The following is a 17,273-nucleotide window of genomic DNA, read 5'->3' as shown; positions in this document are numbered from 1 at the left end:
TGTCCTGTTTGGTTTCTTCGCCGGCCGGTTCCTGTTGACTGCTAAAGGCGGCCCAGTCCACCTGCGTCGAGCACGACAGCCGCGCGCCCTTCAACTAGGGGACGGCCATTGGCGTGCACAAGGAATTCGTAAAGTACCGTATTGTCATCGCCGCTGAAACGCCTGACTTCGATTGCCAGGTCGCTGTCGACATCATCGAGCCGATCGACGTGCAGCGTGGTGGACCGTATGCTGGCAAGGTATCCGCCGCCTGAGCGCGCGCCCTGCCTTGCCGTCAATGCGCCATGGATGGCCATTGCCTGCGCAGCATATTCGATGCCGCACGCTGCTCCCAAGCGACCATGCGCACGCAGCGGATTATCGCCGCTGAGATGGCTGGTCGCGACACAGCACAGGCTGTCGCCATTCCAGCTGACAACGCCGTCGAGAAGGCACATGCTGCCCTGATGCGGGATACGGGCAGCTATCCAGTCGCGATCTAGGCGCACGGCGACAATTCCACGGCCAGGAGACTGCTATCCAGATAATCCAGCACAAGGCGCGCTTTCTCGCGGGCGGCCATTGCCTGCAGCATCGGAAGGCTGCGCGCCGCGGGAATTGCTTTGCGCAGTTGTTCGAGCGCGGCATCGGTCATCGGCGTGGCCGTTCCTGCGGCGAGCGATACATCGATTCTTGCCTGAGACCGTTCGGTTTGCTGCGGGGCCAGTACCAATGCCACACCAAATTCATTCGGAATCGGTCGAGTGGTGCGCAGCGGCTCAGGGTAAGGCGTATCGCAGGCGATCAGCAGCGTTGGGATGGAGTCTGCGGCTACGCACGCCAATGCCTCCAGGAGACCTGCGCCGAAACTGCCGTCATAGGCGCAGAGAACCGACGATGGCGCCATTGCACCGGTCGCGATGCCCCAATAGCCAGCAGCGGCATTATGGACGGAGTTGTGGAACCGGGTCGGCGAGATCTGCCTGTCATCCGATGCAAGCATCTGGCAGATTTCATGGCAATTGACGCCATCCCCGCCGGAAGCCGCAAAGACGGTGGATAGCGCGGCCACGTCGGCGCCGGCATGCGCCGCGGCCTGATAACCGACCGCCAGCGACAGTTTGACGATCGCGCCGCAGCGCCGGCGCTCTGCCGCCGGCAGAGCGGTCGGTGCCGGGATGACCGTGGCCTGATTCTCGTAGCCGAGTTCGCCGGTCAGCACGCGTATCGCATGCGGCCAGTCCGTCAGGCCGGGACCGATCAGGCCGATGCCTTCTATATATCCGGTTAGCTTGCTCATGTTAATTTGCCCGCGTGAAAACGAGGCTGCAGTTGGTGCCGCCGAAACCGAAGGAATTGCTGAGTACGGCATCCAGATGCCCGTCGCGGTTTTCGAGCAGATAATTGATTGCAAGCTCAGGGTCGCGCTGCAGCGTATTCACGCCGCCGGGCATGAACCCATGCCTGAGCGCCAACGCACAGATGATGGCTTCAATGCCGCCGGCGGCACCGAGGGTATGGCCGGTGGCGCCTTTGGTCGAACTGCACGGGGTAGTCGCACCGAATACGGACGCAACCGCCCTGCCCTCGGCCGCATCATTGGTCTGCGTGGCCGTGCCGTGGAGATTGATATACGAAATCTGTTCCGGCCGCAGCCCTGCGCTGTCCAGCGCCTGCTGCATTGCCAGTTTCGCCCCCAGGCCTTCCGGGTGCGGAGACGACATGTGGTACGCATCGCTCGACTCGCCTATGCCGGCAAGAAGCACTTCGTTCGCATCGAGATTTTCCGGAACACGCTCCAGCAGTGCCAGAGCAGCGCCCTCGCCGATCGAGATGCCGTTGCGGTCGGCTGCAAACGGCCTGCAAGGCAGGTTCGAGGTGAGTCCGAGCGAATTGAAGCCGTAAAGGGTGGTCAGGCACAGCGAATCCACGCCGCCGACCACAGCTGCATCGATCAAGCCGGCGTCGATCATCCTGCGCGCCGACGCGAACACCTTGGCACTCGAGGAGCACGCAGAGGAGACGACGGCTGCGGGTCCCGCCAAGCCGAAAAAGCGGCGCGCAAAGTCGGCCGCGGAATAGGTGCTATGCGAGTTGCGATACTGGAATGATGCAGGCAGCGCGCCGGTTGCCGGATCGCGCTGGCGGTATGCCAGTTCCGTCTCCAGTATGCCGGAGGTGCTGGTGCCAAGAAAAAGGCCGATACGGTCTGGTCCATACTTGCCGGCTGCGGCCGCCACGGCGGCCGCAAAGTCGTCCTGCGCCGCAGCGAACTGCAGCAGGCGGTTGTTCCGGCAGGCGTACTCGCTCAGGTCTGCGCGCATGACTACTTCGTCGACACCCGGCACGACACCGATATGGGTATCAAGATCGACCGTATCGAAATCGCAATGCGCCAGGCCGCTCCTGCGGCTTCGTAACGCTTCCAGTGTCTGCGCCAGCCCCAGGCCGATGCAGCTGGTCGCCGTGTAATGCGAAAGATGAAGCGGTTTCAATTCGGCATACTCGCAACAAAAATTAAGCGCACGATTCTAGCAAATTAACTCCTTGAATTCGTTGGCGGTTCGCCAAGCTCCGCCACCAGCAGTATATTGGCGAACGGTGTGCCTTTATTCATCGGCAAGGTCTTCACCGCAAATCCAAGCGATTCAAGCGTTTCTTTCCATTGTGACAAGGGGCGGCAATACATGCGGCTGTTGCGATGTCCGCGGATAAACGTCACGATATGGTCGACCCATACGCTACAGAGAAACGGCAGTCCTGCGCTTGCATCGCCGACCCGCAGGATCAGCTTGCCGCGCGGCGCCAGCGCGTCGCGTACACGGCGCAATACGTCGTTTTGGGCCTCGATGCTCACGTAATGGAGCACGTCAAGGATCACGACCGTATCCGCCTTGCCGAATTCGGTACGGCACATGTCTCCCACCGTGAATCGAGCAGCACTGCCCAGCGCCCGCTGAGCCCGCTCCACGTCCTTCGGCATCAGTTCGATGCCGTGAATCGACGCCGGATTCGGCGCTTCAGGCCAATGTGACGGCCAGGTCCCCTTGGCATGTGCCTGCTTTGCGCTTGCCAGCCATGCGGCGAGCAAGCCTTGGCCGCAGCCGATATCGAGCACGTGCTGTTGCCCTGCCAGCAGCCCGTGCTCCAGCAGACCGACGAACACCGGATCGCCGCCGAGCTTGCCGCGTGCAAAATGCCAGGCGAATTTGCCGGCGGAACGGTATGGCGCCGAGGCGCTGTCGATCAGGCTGTTGACGAAATGAGTGCTCATCCTTTGAAGGCTTCAGATAAGGTAACGAAACGAAGACCGGCCTTCTCGGCGCCGTCGAAAAGTATCGGCAACACATCGAGAATGACCGGCACGCCGGCGCTGGTCAGTGCACAATTCCCGTCATGCACCAATAAAATCGATCCCGGCCGCAGGCCCTTCAGCAGGCGCGCGGCAACGGTGCCAGCATCTCCCGTGCGGGTATCAAATCCGCGGCGCGTCCAGGCCGCAAGCCGCAGGCCGCATTTTGCCAGCACCGGATCGAGGAAGGGATTGCGCAATCCCGCCGGCGCACGAAAAAAACGCGGCAGGCTGCCGGTAATCGAAGCCAGCGTTGTTTGTCCCGCTTCAATCTCGCGCTTCAGCCCACGAGCGCCCATTAGTGAAAAATAGTGACGATGATGCTGGCTGTGGTTTTCGACCGCATGGCCGCGCCGGACGATTTCACGGCACAATGCCGGATATCGCGCCGCATGTTCGCCGATGCAAAAGAAGGTCGCCTTCACGCCATGGCGGTCCAGCAGATCCAGCACTTTCGGCGTCACGTCCGGATTGGGACCGTCATCAATGGTCAAGGCAATTTCGTTGCGCCGTGCCGCTTCGGCCGGCAAGACAGTCCAGTTAGGTCCGAGCCAGGTGCTTCGCGGCCACAAACCGCTGAGCGTCAGCACCAGGTGATTGGCGATGATTGCCGCAAGCGCAATGCCCCAAAAGCGAGGAGCAAGCACAACACCGATCAGTGCCGCAACGTGCAGCATGATGCTCAGACGGATAAGGTTCGGCATGCGCCACGGGAGCGGTTGGTGTTGATTCATGCGCGCTCCGTATTCGGGTCCAGGGCCGGTGCCCACCGGTTGAGAAACGTTTCCCACAGCCGCTGCCATGCAGGCAGATCATGGCCGCCGGGGATGGTTGCCAGGCAGTTTGCGTCGACGGCTTCCGCCATCAGAGCAAGACCCGGAGTGAAACGATCCTGCAAACCATAGCCGAGATACAGGCGAGGACCGGTGTTGCGGTAATGTTTCAGCCAGCGCCACAGTCGAAAAGCACTATCGTCCATATCGGCGGATTGTTCCGGCGACCAATGAGCAAGCCCGCCTGCCTCCCGAATGGCCTTGATAATCATGCGACTGCCAGGATACGGCGCAAGCAGGCAAAGGCCGCGGATACGGCTTGAGGCTTCGGCAGCATAGGTGTCGGCATAGGCGGCTGCAATGGCGCCACCTATGGAAATTCCGGCTATCCAGATGTGTTGATAGGCGTGCAGTGCAATTTGTTGCTGGAGCATTTCATGCAGCTGGCGGACTATGGTTCCATTACCCGTTTCGCCAATGAATTGCGGTCCCAAATCGACCAGGGCCAGATCAATCGGCAAGCCGCGCGCGCGCACCGCCGCCGCAAAACCGGCCGAAAGCAGATCTTCCGGTTGTTGCATCGCGCCTGGCAGAAGCACCAGGAGGGCGGGCGCTGCCGATCTGTCCGAGTAGCGGTCATGAATAACGCGCATGGCTCACCCTTTCGGCTTCGCCGCTCGTGCTGCAAACGCCGCCGAAAACACCAGCGCCAGCACCGCCCCGGGACCAACCGTACTTCCGATGGCTTGCAGCACCGGCACGTCCGAAAAACCGAGCATGCCGAACCCGGCCACCGTGGTCATGTTGGCAAAAAACAGGGATGTCAGCGTCTGCGGTGAAAGACTCTCCTCTTTTGCATTCACGCTGGTGGTGAAGAAAAGCACATAATTGGAACCGACCGCGACGATCAGCAGCATTCCGACCAGATGCAGCAAAATCAGTTTCTGTCCAGTCAATACGAGCAGCGCCACCACCACGAGCACGACCATCGCCAGGGGCAATACGACTTGCGCAACTTTGACGACCGAACGCAGTGTCCACAGCAGCAGCAGCAATACCGCCGCCACGCCGCCCAGCGACAGCATGATTGCCTGGTGCAGGTAGCCGCCATAGAGGCGATCGGATTCCAGCTTCAGGTCGACGTATAGCGCATTCGGCACCTTCGCCTCGGCAATTGCCGCACGCACCGCGTCCGCATCGATCGCACCGACATCCGAGGGCGCGGTCAGCGGCAATATCGCAAGCCAGCGGTCGCCGCGCTGGAAAAGCAGAGAATCGACCGCCAGCGCAAACGAAGTGCCGTCGAGGTCGGCCCGCTCAAGTGGCGCGTGCGATTTTGCCTGCGCAAGATCTTCCAGAAAAGGCTGCAGAACCTCCAGCCTCACCGGCAATCCATCGATTGCAGCACGCAAGAGTGTCGCAGCCTGGGAGCCCGGCAGGCTTTCCTGGCGGGCACGCTGGGTCGCCACGCTGGGCAGATAGCGGCTTGGACTCTCGTATGCGGCAATGGTCTTCTTGTCGATCAGCGTATCCAGCCTTGAAGAGACGGCTTCGGATGCCTGCAGGGCGGCCTCCCGGTTCGCTGCCGTGACAACGACCATGCTGCGCACATCGGGCGCGCCCATATCGGCGCGCAGCTTGGCGTCGACTTCCTGATCAGCCTTGGATACCGGACTCAATGCCGACAGTTCGGAATTCCACATCGTATTGCGATGCTGGAATACGATGACGCAGGCAGCGATGACCAGCGCGATGATTGGCAGCCGCAACGCAGGAGCATGGCTTACCACCACGCCGAGCCGGCGTCCGATCGCAGAGACGTCCCTGACACGAAAACCCGCGGGAAGCAGATATGGCAGGACGAAGCGCGTCACCCCTGCGGCAGTGACAAGTCCGGCAATGGAATACAGCCCAAGCTGTGCAAGTCCCGGAAAGTCGGATAGCAGCAGCGACGCAAATCCCGCTATCGAGGTCAGCACGCCGAGACGGATCGTCGGCCAGAATTTCTTGACCCAATCTTCCTGGCCGGCAGTGCCCGGCTGCCGCGACTGCACGAACAGGTAGATGGAATAGTCGACCGCTTCACCGATGAGCGTGGTACCGAAACCAAGGGTGATGCCATGTACCACGCCGAATCCCAGACTGACGGCCACCACGCCGACCAATGCTCCCGACAAGACCGGCAGCAAGCCCAGCGCCAGTGCCGTCAGTGACCGGTACACCAGCAGAAGCAGGGTGACGATGATGACTGTGCTGAGTATTGAAAACCGGGTGACCTCGCTTTCGATGGTCTGGCGCGAAACTACAGAGAACACGCCGGGTCCGGTCATGGCAAGCTTGACCTCGGATGCCCGGGAGCCTTCCTGCCTGACGGCATCGTCGAAAGCCGCACGGAGCAGTCGCATTGCTTCTGCCTGACCGTCGGTGTCGGAACCGCTCGCACGAGTCTGCGCCAGCAGCAGTGCACGCATGCCGTCGCGTGAGGCCCAGGCTCCATCCTGGAGTACGGGCCGGCTGCTGCCGTTCATCTGTTCAAACAGCTGCACGATTTCCCCGGTAGGATCGCGCGGTACCATCTGCTTTATCATCATCCCCGCCGGGGAAGACAGCAAATCGATCGTGTCCCCGATGGCAGCCTGCATGCCCGCTACCGTGAAACGTTCCGGGGTGACCGCCGAACTGAGAAGATAGCGATTCCCGAACAGATAAGCCTGGTCCTTCTGCGCATGCACCGGCTCGCCGTTGTTGACCGTGACAAACGCGGGTTCGTTGCGCAGGCGCTGCGCCATTCGCTTCGACAATGCAGCACGAGTAGCGGCATCGCCTCCCTCGAGGCCGACGAGAATCAGGCGGGATACGATGCCGTCGGTGAGCTGGTCGAGCAGCACCTGCTGCTCTTTTGTCGGCGACTTGGGAAGGAACGCCGAAAGGTCGGCCGTGAAACTGGTGCGGAGCACGACCAGGCAGCACAGCAGGATGCCGACCAGCCAACCGCCGAGCGCGATGTTCCGGTTGCGGGATGCGGATGACTTCATCGCGTCGCAATGCGCTCGATTGTCATTTGCGACCGATCGCCGTCGGTCTGGATGATTTCGATGCTGCGCACATCGTCCTGACCGCCTTCGATTCGGATCATGTGCACATTCCGGCCGATCGATGCATCCGCTGGCGTCAGCTGCAGCTTCCAGCGCTCCTTGCTGCCTTCAAGCTTGAGCTTGAAGGTGCGCTCCAGGGCGCTGCGATTGCCGGCCAGGGTACCGCGAATGCTGTCGATGAAGGCTGCCAGTTCGGGGTATTCCTGCATCTGGATCACATGCTGCTGCTTGCCGCGTTCAATGGTAAGCGTATTACCCTCCACCATCATGCTTTCGGCTTTCGGCTTGAGCGTACGCTTTTCGAGACGGTCAGGCGCGGTATAACGCAGCTCGCCGGACGATTCCACCGGTCGGTCGAGCATGGACAGATATTTTTTTTCGACGAACCTGGCGCGCTCAGGCTTGGCGCCTGCGAGCAGCTGCATCAATTGATCGATGTTCCAGTCGGCAGCCATTGCCCCTGCGGGAATGAGTACCGCACAGGCCATGGCGACCATTGCTGCAAGCCGGCCGATCGCTTTTGCCGAAAACACGCGCGCTATTTTATTCATTGTTGATCTTCCCGCGTTTTAAGCGTATCAGGCGTAGCCGATGAATCGGAAGCCGGCTCCGGCCAGAAATTGAAGAAGTTGAACCAGTTGTAAGGCGCCAGCCTGCAATGCCGCTCCAGCAGTTCGGCATACCGTGCTACCGCCCTTCTCACTTCCTGCTGGCGCTGCCCGGAGGCGAGCTGGGAAAAATCGGCCAGCTTCTCGAAATGGATTTCGTACCGATTGCCGCCCATATACAAGCCGACCATGAACAGGACAGGCCTGCGCATGATAGCCGCCATCCTGAATGGGCCTGTCGGCAGTCTCGCTTCGGCGCCGAGCAGCTTGACCGGCACCGTGCTGTCGTCGGCAAGCGTACGGTCGGCAAGCATGCCTACCATTGCCCCGTCCTGCAAGGCTTCATTGATCTTCAACATCGAATCGACGTGGCCGAGGCTGATCACATCCTGCGTTGCCTGAGGATTGATTGCGCTGAGCATGTCGGAAATCTTGCGCGCGTTCTCCTCATACATGACCATCGCAACCTTCATGTTCGTCCGGCTGCGCCCGAGGGCACGGGCGACCTCGAAGCTGCCCATGTGGGCACCGACGAGAAACACGCCTTCGCCCCTGGCGATTACGCGATCGATCTCTTCCTTGCCATGCACGGTGATGTCGAACAGATCGAATCTCTGGTTCAACAGGTACACGCGGTCATGGATGGTGGAGGCAAACCAGAAGAAGTGCCGATAAATGTCGGTCCAGCGCACTGGCCGCCCGAGAACGCGGTGCAGGTACTGGCGGGAGCCCGCGCGGCTGGCAGGCGCCAGCAGCAGAAAATAGATGGCAATGAGATGCAGCACGACACGCCCGGCCGGCCGCCCGAGGCGAAGCGATATCCATGTCATCAAGCGCAACATGAACATGTTGCTGCGTTCAGGACGTTTTGCCCATTCGGCAGTGACGTTCTTGGATGCGTCCATATGATTACTGTACCGTTGCGCCTGCAGTCACCGTGCCGGTGGCGACTTTTTGATCGCCGCTCAGGATATCGAAACGAATGCTGCCGCTATCCGTTCGCTCAAGGCAGACTTCGAGCGGCTGAGCCGGCCTGACTGGAACGAGAAATTTCACGGAGCCGATGCGCCAGCCTCCAGGAACGTGTCCGAAGGTATTGCCGGCTGCATGCAGCGCCTCGTCGAGCAGCACCACGCCGGGCAGCACAGGCATGCCCGGGAAGTGGCCTTCGTATGCCGGATGGTTTGCGGGCACGGGCAGTTCGACGCGCGCCTTGTTCATGCAGCGCTCTCGGTATCTTGCTTTGCCCTTTCCTGCAGCAGCGCCTTGAGCGCCTCCCGCGGCAGCTTGCCGGTCGCGTTGCGTGGCAATGCATCGACGAAATGCAAGGGACGCGGCAGGAAGACCGGATCGATCCGCTCCCGCAACGCTCTAATGATGGATGCCGGCTCCACGCCGGGCGAGACCACAAATGCAGTCAGCCGCGTGACGCCGTCGGCTTCGGTTTCGTCAGGCATGAAGAAGGCGCCGTCAGCCACCCCCGGAATCGCCGTCAGTTGCAGATTCAGATAAGCCAGCGAATTCCGCTTGCCTGCAATGTTGACCAGATCGGCGGTGCGTCCGTGCAGCCGGAAACGGTCGTCGGAGACCATTTCGATGACGTCATTCATCGGCATCGCCTTTTCGACATGACCGCCCGATGCCCAGGTAACGCCGCCTTCCTGATGAAACCGTACGTCGGGGAAGAGACTCCACTGATCGGTCCTGGTCGACCTGCGCACGGCAATTTGCCCGGTCTCCGTGCTGCCGTAAATTTCCAGCAGCGGGGCGCCGAATGCAGCCTCGACATCTTCGGCGAGCGCAATCGACAACGGAGCCGTTGCGGAAACGACGAGATCGACTGAAGGGATGTCCAGCGCAGCGCCGAGGACGGAGCGCAGATGCACGGGCGTCGACACCAGCGTGCGCGGACGCGGCGCCTGAGCGACGGCATTGCAGATATCCGCCGGGTAGAACGAATTGCCCGCCACCATCGCATTGGCGCTTTGCATGACGATCAGCACGGTCGATTCGAAGCCATACATATGCTGCGACGGAACGGTGCCTATCACCGCATGAGACCGCTCGTCGTTCATGTCCCAGAGACGGGCTTCGGCTTGCACGTTGCGAACGAGCGCCCCCCATGTTTTTGCATGCGGGACCGGAGTGCCGGTCGAGCCGGACGTGAAGACATAGGCGACCAGCTGCGCCGCATCGATCTGCGGCACGACATACGGCAGGCCATCGGAACACGCCCGCCCGGCGGCATCGCTATCCGGAAAGCCAATTTGCGGCAGGTCGATCTCGCAGTCCCGGGCATCGGTCAAGCAAAATACATCGGGTGCGAAGCGGACCATCTGCCGGATCATTTCCGGCGTCTGCGTCGATGGCAGCAGGCTGACCTTGTTGCTTGAGAGTGCTGCAGCAAGGCCCACCATGAAGCGGTAACGGTCGGCACAGGCATTGAGCATGTGACGGCCCTGCGGCAGCCTGGTGCGCAAGTGCGCCACATCGGACAGAAAACGCGCCGAGGTGATTGACTGTCCATCGCGCCAGGCGATGACGCTGTCTGCGTGCGGATGGGTAATGAGCGGGAATGTCGGCATGATCGATGTGTTCTGCTTGTTCTGCTATTGGCTGCGGCCGGATGATGCCTTCACGGGGGCATTCCAGTAAGCCTTGATGCCGTCAGCAATGTTTGCGTGATTCATCTGCGGGTGAAGGCGGCGACGCACAACATACTCGGCGATGAACATCAGTCCGATCAGCGGCGCGGTAAGGAAGTTCGCAAATGCAGACCATACTTCAAGGGAAGCGGCATGAAACAGTACAGTGGAAACACCGGCCATGGCGCAGAAGAAGCACACCCATGCCTTCGTTACCTGCCTCGTATAGTCCTGCAGCGCAGGGGTCAGCGAACCGTGCACCAGGCGTGCAAAGTACGTCACCATCGGCTCACGGTCGGCACGCAGGGTACGGGCAAACGCCAGGCACAATACCAGTTCGGTACCTGCATGTTCAAGCCAGTAAATGATGCTGTAGAACTGTTGAATTTTCCCCCACGCCAGGCCGAGGCCCAGGCAACCGAGCGCGAACAATGCCAGCATCGTTTTGCGATACGTTGCCTGCCATGCCATTGTTACAAACATCAGTATCAATGGCGCAAGCGCAATCAGGGTTCCCAGTCCTGCGAGGCGGGCGGTATTGGTGTGATGGGCGAGCAGCGCATAAGCCAGCGGAAACGCAATGATAAGCGTCCAGCGCCCTACCCGCCCCAAGGCCGACCTCAAGATGCCTTGTGCGCGCTGATATAGTCGGTCAAGCTACGCAATGAACTGAAGATGCGGTGATTTTCGTCATTATCCGCACGCAGCTGCAAGCCGTAACGCTTGGACACGACAAGAGCGATTTCGAGCACGTCGATGGAATCGAGCCCGAGACCGTCACCGTACAGGGGATCATCAGGATTGATCTGTTCCGGCGCGACTTCCAAACCAAGTGCTTGCACAATCAGTTCGGCAACTTCACGCTGGAGTGATGGGGCGATGGTGGAGGCACTTTCAGTAGTCATGATATTTCTTTGCTTGCAAATACGCGGAATTTGGTCGATTCCGCATTGTTTTTTTTGCAAAACCGGCCAATATGTTCGGAATACCTAATGGTAACAGCGACGAATGCCTGTACTCAAGGAATTTGGCTATGCCATGTTGGATTCGGAATGCAGTTCCATTCCGAATACGCCGCTTCTTGCCAAGCCCGAAAGATCGTGCCGGCCGTCGCCAATGCAGCTCGCTCCAATTTGCATTTATTGTGTTTTTGTCGCCCGATACTCCGAGAAGATGCCCAGTTCGACGTAGCGGTCCACCTGCCCGAAGCCGGCATTTTCCAAGGTGGCAATGACGTTAGCCGGCTTGGCGCACGCCTCGATCGTATCCCAGTAATAACGCCAGAGCAGAGAGGTGTCCGTGCTTTTGGATGCCAGCTTCGCCAGGCCCGGAACAACGCCTTTGAGATAAGCCTTCAGCAGGAGCTTGGGCAAGGTCCTTTCCGGACAGGTAATCTCGAGAATGCAAAGACGCCCGCCCGGTTTCAGCACGCGATGAAATTCCGCGAAGGCGACTGACAAGTCGCTGATGTGCCGCAGCGCATAGCCCATGCTCAGGAAATCGAAGCTCTGATCGGGGAAAGGAATATGCTCGGCACTGCCGGTCACCAGTTGCACGCCGTCCGGCACCTGTGCGTTTTGCAGCATGCCGGAACTCGGGTCGACGCCGGTCACGTCAGCGGGATTGCCGACCAGGAGCGCAGCCTGTCGTGCCACCAGCCCGGTACCGACGCCGACATCGACCACTTTCATTCCCGGAACCAGCCCCGCACGGCTCAATGCCTGCCTGCGATACCACGATCCCGAGCCAAGGCCGAGGATGGACTCGATACGATCGTAGTCGACCGCCGTGCGGTTGAAGATATTCCCGACCCAGCTGCGTCGCTCTTCTTCGTTGCGGTAATAGTCGGTGAGAGGCGAATGCGGTGCTCGTACTGACGGATATTGTGTGGAATCGGGTCTCGGCATGATGTTTTCTGAAAGGTGCAGCACCTGAACATGTGGATTGTGCCCTTCGAATTTGCCGCCGGCGGCCTCCTTTGAGAACACAATCCACGCTTTCCGCAGAACTACGCGAATGTTGCCACAGTAACCCAAGCAAGGACTCTCATCAATATTCCTCTTGCAGGAAAACCATGTCCGCCCGATCAACTTCGCGATTGATCGCTACCCTCGTGCAGGCGGAAACGGCCTGCGCGAGGGTAGCGCGTAAAGCTCTTTTTGATGCGGCGACATCAGTCCTGCATTATCAGGTTCCTGGTCTGCGGATCGGCCGTCACTTCCTTGACCGTTCCGTTCGGATTGAAAACGACCTGGAATTCGGAAAAGCTTGAGAGCCAGTAGCGCCATACCTTGGCGTCCAGCTGCGGGTTCTCGCTGGTGACCGGGTAACCGACTGCCATGAGCACCTGCTCGCGGGTCATTCCCGGGATCAGGCGCGCGTTCGTGATGGCTGACCGCATCTTGGCGGGGTAGCTGGCCAGTTTGGCTTTCGGATCCTCGCTTACGATGTAGCGCTGAGCGAAGCTCTCCATGTTCATATCCCGGCTGTAGTCATTGCCGATCGCCTGCCTGGCGCCGTTGATGTCGACATGTACACGATAGCGTCCATACCCTGTCGCCTTTACCGGCGTACCCGCGGGGATGATGCGCTTGCCGTTCTCCGCATAATTGATGTCGCTGATCCAGCTGCCGTCGGTGCGCATGTTGCAGCACAAGTAACCTTCAGGCAGCGATTGCGCATTGACCAATACAGGAGCGAGCGCAAGGATTGCACAGCCGAACGTGCGGCGAATAGACATGAAGACCCCCCAAGTAGATTTTTTACTTTTGGTTACTGACAAAATCGCAATTATATTGATGGAGGCACCTTCGGTAAACCGCCGGCATTCGGCGTTGCATGAGCATCAAGGGCCCCACGTCGCCGACAAACGCTGACATGCAGGCTTGCCCGGTTTATTGTTGTGAGTCGCCGTGAGAAGGAGCGTCGCACCTGATTTTGCAACTGGCGTCGGATATGGCGCTATGATCGACCCTGAATTCCATTTTCGACATGTTCGATCCTAACGCTTCATCAGTAGCGTCCTCCGCAATGCAAAGCAGCACATGACCCAGTTTGACCAGTATATAAAAGCCGCCACGCGCGACAACACGAGAAAGGCTTATCAGGGGGCGATCCGCCACTTCGAAGTCGAATGGGGCGGCTTCCTGCCCGCCACCAGCGAAAGCATCGCCCGTTACCTGGTGGATCATGCCGAATCCCTGTCGGTCAACACGCTGCGCCAGAGACTGGCCGCCCTCGCCCAATGGCACATCGAGCAGGGCTTTCCCGATCCGACCAAGGCGCCGATCGTCAAAAAGGTATTCAAGGGCATTCAGGTGCTGCACCCGGCCCGGGAGAAACGGGCCAAACCGCTGCTGATCGAACAGTTGTCTCAGGTCGATCGCTGGATCGCATCTTCCATAGCGGCAGCGCGGGCCGACAATAACCGGGGTGCGGAGCTGCGGCACCTGCGAAACCGGTCCCTGCTGCTGCTCGGTTTCTGGCGCGGCTTTCGCGGCGACGAATTGACCCGGCTGCGCGCCGAACATGTCGAGGTGATGCCTGGCCAGGGCATGACCTGCTATTTCACCCTGACCAAGACCGACCGGCGGCTCCGCGGCACGACATTCAAGGCGCCGGCTCTGGCCCGGCTCTGTCCGGTGGAGGCCTATCTGGCGTGGGTGGATGCGGCAAAGATCGGCGAGGGCGCGGTTTTCCGCGCAATCGATCGCTGGGGTCATGTCGGCGGCGAAGGCCTCCACATCGACAGCCTGGTGCCGCTGCTGCGTTCGATTCTGAAGGAAGCCGGGGTCGAATCCCCGGAACTGTACAGCGGCCATTCATTGCGGCGGGGTTTTGCCACCTGGGCCAGCGCCAATGGCTGGGATGTCAAGACGTTAATGGAATACGTCGGTTGGAAGGACGTCCATTCCGCCATGCGATATGTCGACAGTGCCGATCCGTTTGCGCGACAGCGCATCAATCAAATGCTGGACCGGGAGGATCTGCCGCCGCGCATTGGCTGAGCCGGTGCCTCCGCTGCATCATGCATTGATAGATTTTCAATTTTGAATCTGCCGGCCAGGGATTTTCGGCTGATGTCTGTTGTGACGGCGTCGCGAAGCGGGCTTGAGGTTCTTTCTAGCTCGCCGGGAAACCAGTATGATGTTTCCCGGCAAAAATAGATAGAGACAAGGTCTACGAACCGTGCGCAGAGACAATAACGGACAGACGAATACAGCGTCAGGCCAATACCATGGCTCAGCAAGAGATCTGGCAGAGCATGCGACCACCGTGGTCTGGACTTCCGACTTGCAGGGTGTCTGTACCTGCATTCATTCGGACGTACCCGACAAATTTCCGGAGCAAGGCCAATTTGCGCAATCCGAATGGCTGGAAGTAATCTGCCCGGAAGACCGCATTCGTCTCAAGCCGGCCTTCCAGGAGGCCAGGGACAAGCGGACAGGCTATCAGTTTGAATACCGGGTCATCAAGAGCGATGGTTCCACTCGCTGGCTGCGAAGTTCGGCCGTTCCGCGCTTCAAGGAAAACGGCGAGTTTCTCGGATATGCCGGTGCAATTACCGAATCCACCGAATTGCGCGAGGCAGTACTTGAGTTGGCGAAAAGCGAACTCGCGCTTCGCCTGGTCATGGAACACAGTACCGACCTGATCAGCCACCACGCGCCCGACACCGGCGACTACCTCTATGTCTCCCCATCCTCCGAAGTCCTGCTGGGATTCCTGCCCGAGGAATTGCGCGGCGTCAGCGCGTATTCCCGCATCCACCGGGACGATGCGCCTCTTGTCCGGGCCGAGGTGGCAAGACAGGCAGCCGGCGAAACCGGCAGCAAGCTGGTTGAATTCCGCATCAGGCACAAGAACGGCCACTACGTTTGGCTGGGCGCGAAGATTCGGGTGCTGCGCGACCCGATTACTGAGGAAAAGCTCGGTGCAGTCGTCGTGGCGAGGGATATCGGAAGTGAACGTCGCGAACGCGAGTCCTTGATGCGCAGTGAAGAGCGGTTCCGCAGTCTGGCCAATCTGTCCTCCGACTGGTACTGGGAGACCGATGCCGAAGGCCGCTTCACCCATGTCTCCGACGGGCTGTACAGACTATTCGGAGCATCTCCCGATGAAGTCATCGGCCGCACGCGTGTCGAGCGTGCTGCAGACACCGATCAACCCGGATTGCGCGAGTATCTGAACGTATTCGCGCAGCGCAAGGTGTTCAGGGACATCCGGTATTGCGTCTATGTTCAAAGCAAAGGCACGGTACGGCATTCCGCGATTTCCGGAGAACCGATTTTCGAGGATGGGCAATTCAAGGGATACCGCGGCGTCGGCAGGGACATCACCGAACAGATCCTCGCTGAAAAAAGGCTGGAACGGCTCGCCACGCATGATTCGCTTACCGGCTTGGCGAACCGGTCTCATATGCAGGAACGTCTGGAGCAGCTGCTGGAAGACTCGAAGGCAAAGGCTCAGGTTGCCGTGCTGTTCATCGACCTCGACCGGTTCAAGGAAGTCAACGATACCCTCGGCCATGCGCCGGGCGATGTCCTGTTGACGGAAGTGGCCCGCCGGCTCCGCAAGAACCTTCGGCCGGACGACCTGGTCGCCCGCCTCGGCGGGGACGAGTTTGTTGTCGCGGCACCTTGCGTGCGCGGCGTCGAGTCGGCACAGAAACTGGTTGAAAAGCTCAGTTCGGCGCTCTCGGAACCGATGCTCATTGCAGGACATGAAGTTTTCGTCCGCGCCTCCGTCGGCATCAGCATGTACCCCGACGATGCCACGACCAAGGAGGCGCTGCTGCAGGCGGCGGACATTGCGATGTACCGCGCGAAGGAAGCCGGGCGCAACAGTTACCGCTTCTTCAACCAGGAAATGAGCGAACAGATGAAGGGGCGGATGACCATAGAGAACTCCTTGCACCGCGCCCTGGAGCGGAAGGAATTCGAACTTCACTATCAACCCAGGGTCAGCCTGGCGACGATGCAAGTCACCGGTTTCGAAGCGCTGATTCGCTGGAATCATCCGCAGCTTGGACGTATCCCTCCCCTGGATTTCATTCCGATCGCGGAGGAGCGGGGTTTCATTGAAGAGATCGGGCGATGGGTCCTGGAAGAAGCCTGCACCGAAGCGCAGCGAATCAATGAAGCCACCAGCAAACCCATTCGCATCTCGGTCAACCTGTCTGCGCGGCAACTGGCTCATGACCGGCTGATTGCCGACGTTCGCAGTGCCCTGGCAAAATCGGGACTGCAAGCCGATCAGCTGGAACTGGAGCTCACGGAGACGTCGCTCGTCAACGACATAGAGGCATCGGCAGAAATCTTCCAGGCACTCAAGGGGCTTGGCGTTTCCCTTGCCGTGGACGACTTCGGGACAGGCTATTCGGGCCTGGCTTACCTGGGCCAATTCCCGATCGATGTTCTGAAACTCGACCGTTCGTTTGTGAACCAGAAGAATCGCGACAAGAGCGGAAACAGGCGAGTCATTGAGGCGTTTATCGATATGGCGCACCGGCTGGGCCTCCCGGTCGTCGCCGAAGGCGTCGAAACGGCCGACACCTTGGCCTTCCTCAGGACGTGCGGATGCGACGAAGCGCAAGGATATTATTTCGCTGCGCCACTTCCGGCAGATGAAGTCGCTCCATTCCTGACACGCGTCTCCTGCAGCACCGGTACATTCACATAATCTTTTTGCGTATGAAGTCCTGCACTCCTTTTCGGGATAAGCGTGCTTTCAATCCTCGAGTTTTAACTGCAGAAAACATTCCGTTGAGCGACGAAACTGTGAACAAAAGACTGAAAGTTTCTAGCCGTAGTTTCAACCAG

General features: G+C 59.7%; 17 protein-coding genes. 2 read left to right on the top strand and 15 right to left on the bottom strand.

Going from position 1 to position 17,273, the window contains the following annotated elements; genetic code table 11:
• Positions 1-41: 41 nt before the first annotated feature.
• The 15 genes from IGW03_RS24400 to bamE form a co-directional block, all read right to left on the bottom strand.
• Positions 42-497: an ApeP family dehydratase gene (locus IGW03_RS24400; RefSeq protein ID WP_194725159.1), complete on the bottom strand. Its 456-nt coding sequence runs from the start codon at positions 495-497 to the stop codon at positions 42-44.
• A complete protein-coding gene (locus tag IGW03_RS24395) occupies positions 479-1,279 on the bottom strand; it encodes a beta-ketoacyl synthase chain length factor (protein ID WP_194725134.1) in 801 nt (266 codons plus the stop codon). Before IGW03_RS24395 ends, IGW03_RS24400 begins: the two co-directional genes overlap by 19 nt.
• A 1-nt stretch (position 1,280) precedes the next feature.
• On the bottom strand, positions 1,281-2,474 hold the full coding sequence (locus IGW03_RS24390) for a beta-ketoacyl-[acyl-carrier-protein] synthase family protein (protein WP_194725133.1): 1,194 nt from the start codon (positions 2,472-2,474) through the stop codon (positions 1,281-1,283).
• A gap of 44 nt (positions 2,475-2,518) precedes the next feature.
• Positions 2,519-3,253, bottom strand: a complete 735-nt coding sequence (locus tag IGW03_RS24385; protein ID WP_194725132.1) for a class I SAM-dependent methyltransferase — start codon at positions 3,251-3,253, stop codon at positions 2,519-2,521.
• Positions 3,250-4,065, bottom strand: a complete 816-nt coding sequence (locus tag IGW03_RS24380; RefSeq protein WP_194725131.1) for a polysaccharide deacetylase family protein — start codon at positions 4,063-4,065, stop codon at positions 3,250-3,252. The genes IGW03_RS24385 and IGW03_RS24380 overlap by 4 nt, the downstream gene beginning before the upstream one ends.
• Positions 4,062-4,757 (bottom strand): alpha/beta hydrolase, encoded by a 696-nt coding sequence (locus IGW03_RS24375; RefSeq protein WP_194725130.1) that lies wholly within the window; start codon positions 4,755-4,757, stop codon positions 4,062-4,064. Before IGW03_RS24375 ends, IGW03_RS24380 begins: the two co-directional genes overlap by 4 nt.
• Positions 4,758-4,760: 3 nt before the next feature.
• On the bottom strand, positions 4,761-7,139 hold the full coding sequence (locus tag IGW03_RS24370; RefSeq protein WP_194725129.1) for an MMPL family transporter: 2,379 nt from the start codon (positions 7,137-7,139) through the stop codon (positions 4,761-4,763).
• The gene (locus IGW03_RS24365; protein WP_194725128.1) at positions 7,136-7,750 is read right to left on the bottom strand and encodes a LolA-related protein; all 615 of its coding nucleotides are present in this window, start codon (positions 7,748-7,750) and stop codon (positions 7,136-7,138) included. The genes IGW03_RS24370 and IGW03_RS24365 overlap by 4 nt, the downstream gene beginning before the upstream one ends.
• Entirely contained in the window at positions 7,747-8,712 is a 966-nt protein-coding gene (locus tag IGW03_RS24360) for a lysophospholipid acyltransferase family protein (RefSeq protein WP_194725127.1), read from the bottom strand. Before IGW03_RS24360 ends, IGW03_RS24365 begins: the two co-directional genes overlap by 4 nt.
• Positions 8,713-8,716: 4 nt before the next feature.
• Positions 8,717-9,028: a 3-hydroxyacyl-ACP dehydratase FabZ family protein gene (locus IGW03_RS24355; protein WP_194725126.1), complete on the bottom strand. Its 312-nt coding sequence runs from the start codon at positions 9,026-9,028 to the stop codon at positions 8,717-8,719.
• A complete protein-coding gene (locus IGW03_RS24350; RefSeq protein WP_194725125.1) occupies positions 9,025-10,392 on the bottom strand; it encodes an AMP-binding protein in 1,368 nt (455 codons plus the stop codon). Before IGW03_RS24350 ends, IGW03_RS24355 begins: the two co-directional genes overlap by 4 nt.
• A 24-nt stretch (positions 10,393-10,416) precedes the next feature.
• The gene (locus IGW03_RS24345) at positions 10,417-11,076 is read right to left on the bottom strand and encodes a COG4648 family protein (RefSeq protein WP_228536033.1); all 660 of its coding nucleotides are present in this window, start codon (positions 11,074-11,076) and stop codon (positions 10,417-10,419) included.
• On the bottom strand, positions 11,073-11,357 hold the full coding sequence (locus IGW03_RS24340; RefSeq protein ID WP_194725124.1) for a phosphopantetheine-binding protein: 285 nt from the start codon (positions 11,355-11,357) through the stop codon (positions 11,073-11,075). Before IGW03_RS24340 ends, IGW03_RS24345 begins: the two co-directional genes overlap by 4 nt.
• A gap of 234 nt (positions 11,358-11,591) precedes the next feature.
• Positions 11,592-12,488 carry a class I SAM-dependent methyltransferase gene (locus IGW03_RS24335; RefSeq protein ID WP_323745024.1) on the bottom strand — a complete coding sequence of 299 codons (897 nt, stop codon included), beginning with the start codon at positions 12,486-12,488 and terminating at the stop codon, positions 11,592-11,594.
• A gap of 137 nt (positions 12,489-12,625) precedes the next feature.
• Entirely contained in the window at positions 12,626-13,192 is a 567-nt protein-coding gene (gene bamE / locus IGW03_RS24330) for an outer membrane protein assembly factor BamE domain-containing protein (protein ID WP_194725123.1), read from the bottom strand.
• A gap of 304 nt (positions 13,193-13,496) precedes the next feature.
• Between bamE and IGW03_RS24325 the strand changes: the two genes are divergently transcribed.
• On the top strand, positions 13,497-14,459 hold the full coding sequence (locus tag IGW03_RS24325) for a site-specific integrase (RefSeq protein ID WP_194725122.1): 963 nt from the start codon (positions 13,497-13,499) through the stop codon (positions 14,457-14,459).
• A gap of 268 nt (positions 14,460-14,727) precedes the next feature.
• On the top strand, positions 14,728-17,133 hold the full coding sequence (locus IGW03_RS24320; RefSeq protein ID WP_194725121.1) for a bifunctional diguanylate cyclase/phosphodiesterase: 2,406 nt from the start codon (positions 14,728-14,730) through the stop codon (positions 17,131-17,133).
• Positions 17,134-17,273 lie beyond the last annotated feature (140 nt).

The organism is Noviherbaspirillum malthae (assembly GCF_015352985.1).
Taxonomy (GTDB): Bacteria; Pseudomonadota; Gammaproteobacteria; order Burkholderiales; family Burkholderiaceae_D; genus Noviherbaspirillum; species Noviherbaspirillum malthae.
The sequence above is the reverse complement of the archived record's forward strand: the minus strand, read 5'-3'. Positions and strand labels throughout refer to the sequence as shown.

Excerpts from the sequence above, each read along its gene's own strand:
- IGW03_RS24395 (WP_194725134.1), bottom strand. The coding sequence starts at position 1,279 with ATGAGCAAGCTAACCGGATATATAGAAGGCATCGGCCTGATCGGTCCC.
- IGW03_RS24385 (WP_194725132.1), bottom strand. The coding sequence starts at position 3,253 with ATGAGCACTCATTTCGTCAACAGCCTGATCGACAGCGCCTCGGCGCCA.
- IGW03_RS24380 (WP_194725131.1), bottom strand. The coding sequence starts at position 4,065 with ATGAATCAACACCAACCGCTCCCGTGGCGCATGCCGAACCTTATCCGT.
- IGW03_RS24375 (WP_194725130.1), bottom strand. The coding sequence starts at position 4,757 with ATGCGCGTTATTCATGACCGCTACTCGGACAGATCGGCAGCGCCCGCC.
- IGW03_RS24370 (WP_194725129.1), bottom strand. The coding sequence starts at position 7,139 with ATGAAGTCATCCGCATCCCGCAACCGGAACATCGCGCTCGGCGGTTGG.
- IGW03_RS24365 (WP_194725128.1), bottom strand. The coding sequence starts at position 7,750 with ATGAATAAAATAGCGCGCGTGTTTTCGGCAAAAGCGATCGGCCGGCTT.
- IGW03_RS24360 (WP_194725127.1), bottom strand. The coding sequence starts at position 8,712 with ATGGACGCATCCAAGAACGTCACTGCCGAATGGGCAAAACGTCCTGAA.
- IGW03_RS24355 (WP_194725126.1), bottom strand. The coding sequence starts at position 9,028 with ATGAACAAGGCGCGCGTCGAACTGCCCGTGCCCGCAAACCATCCGGCA.
- IGW03_RS24350 (WP_194725125.1), bottom strand. The coding sequence starts at position 10,392 with ATGCCGACATTCCCGCTCATTACCCATCCGCACGCAGACAGCGTCATC.
- IGW03_RS24340 (WP_194725124.1), bottom strand. The coding sequence starts at position 11,357 with ATGACTACTGAAAGTGCCTCCACCATCGCCCCATCACTCCAGCGTGAA.
- bamE (WP_194725123.1), bottom strand. The coding sequence starts at position 13,192 with ATGTCTATTCGCCGCACGTTCGGCTGTGCAATCCTTGCGCTCGCTCCT.
- IGW03_RS24325 (WP_194725122.1), top strand. The coding sequence starts at position 13,497 with ATGACCCAGTTTGACCAGTATATAAAAGCCGCCACGCGCGACAACACG.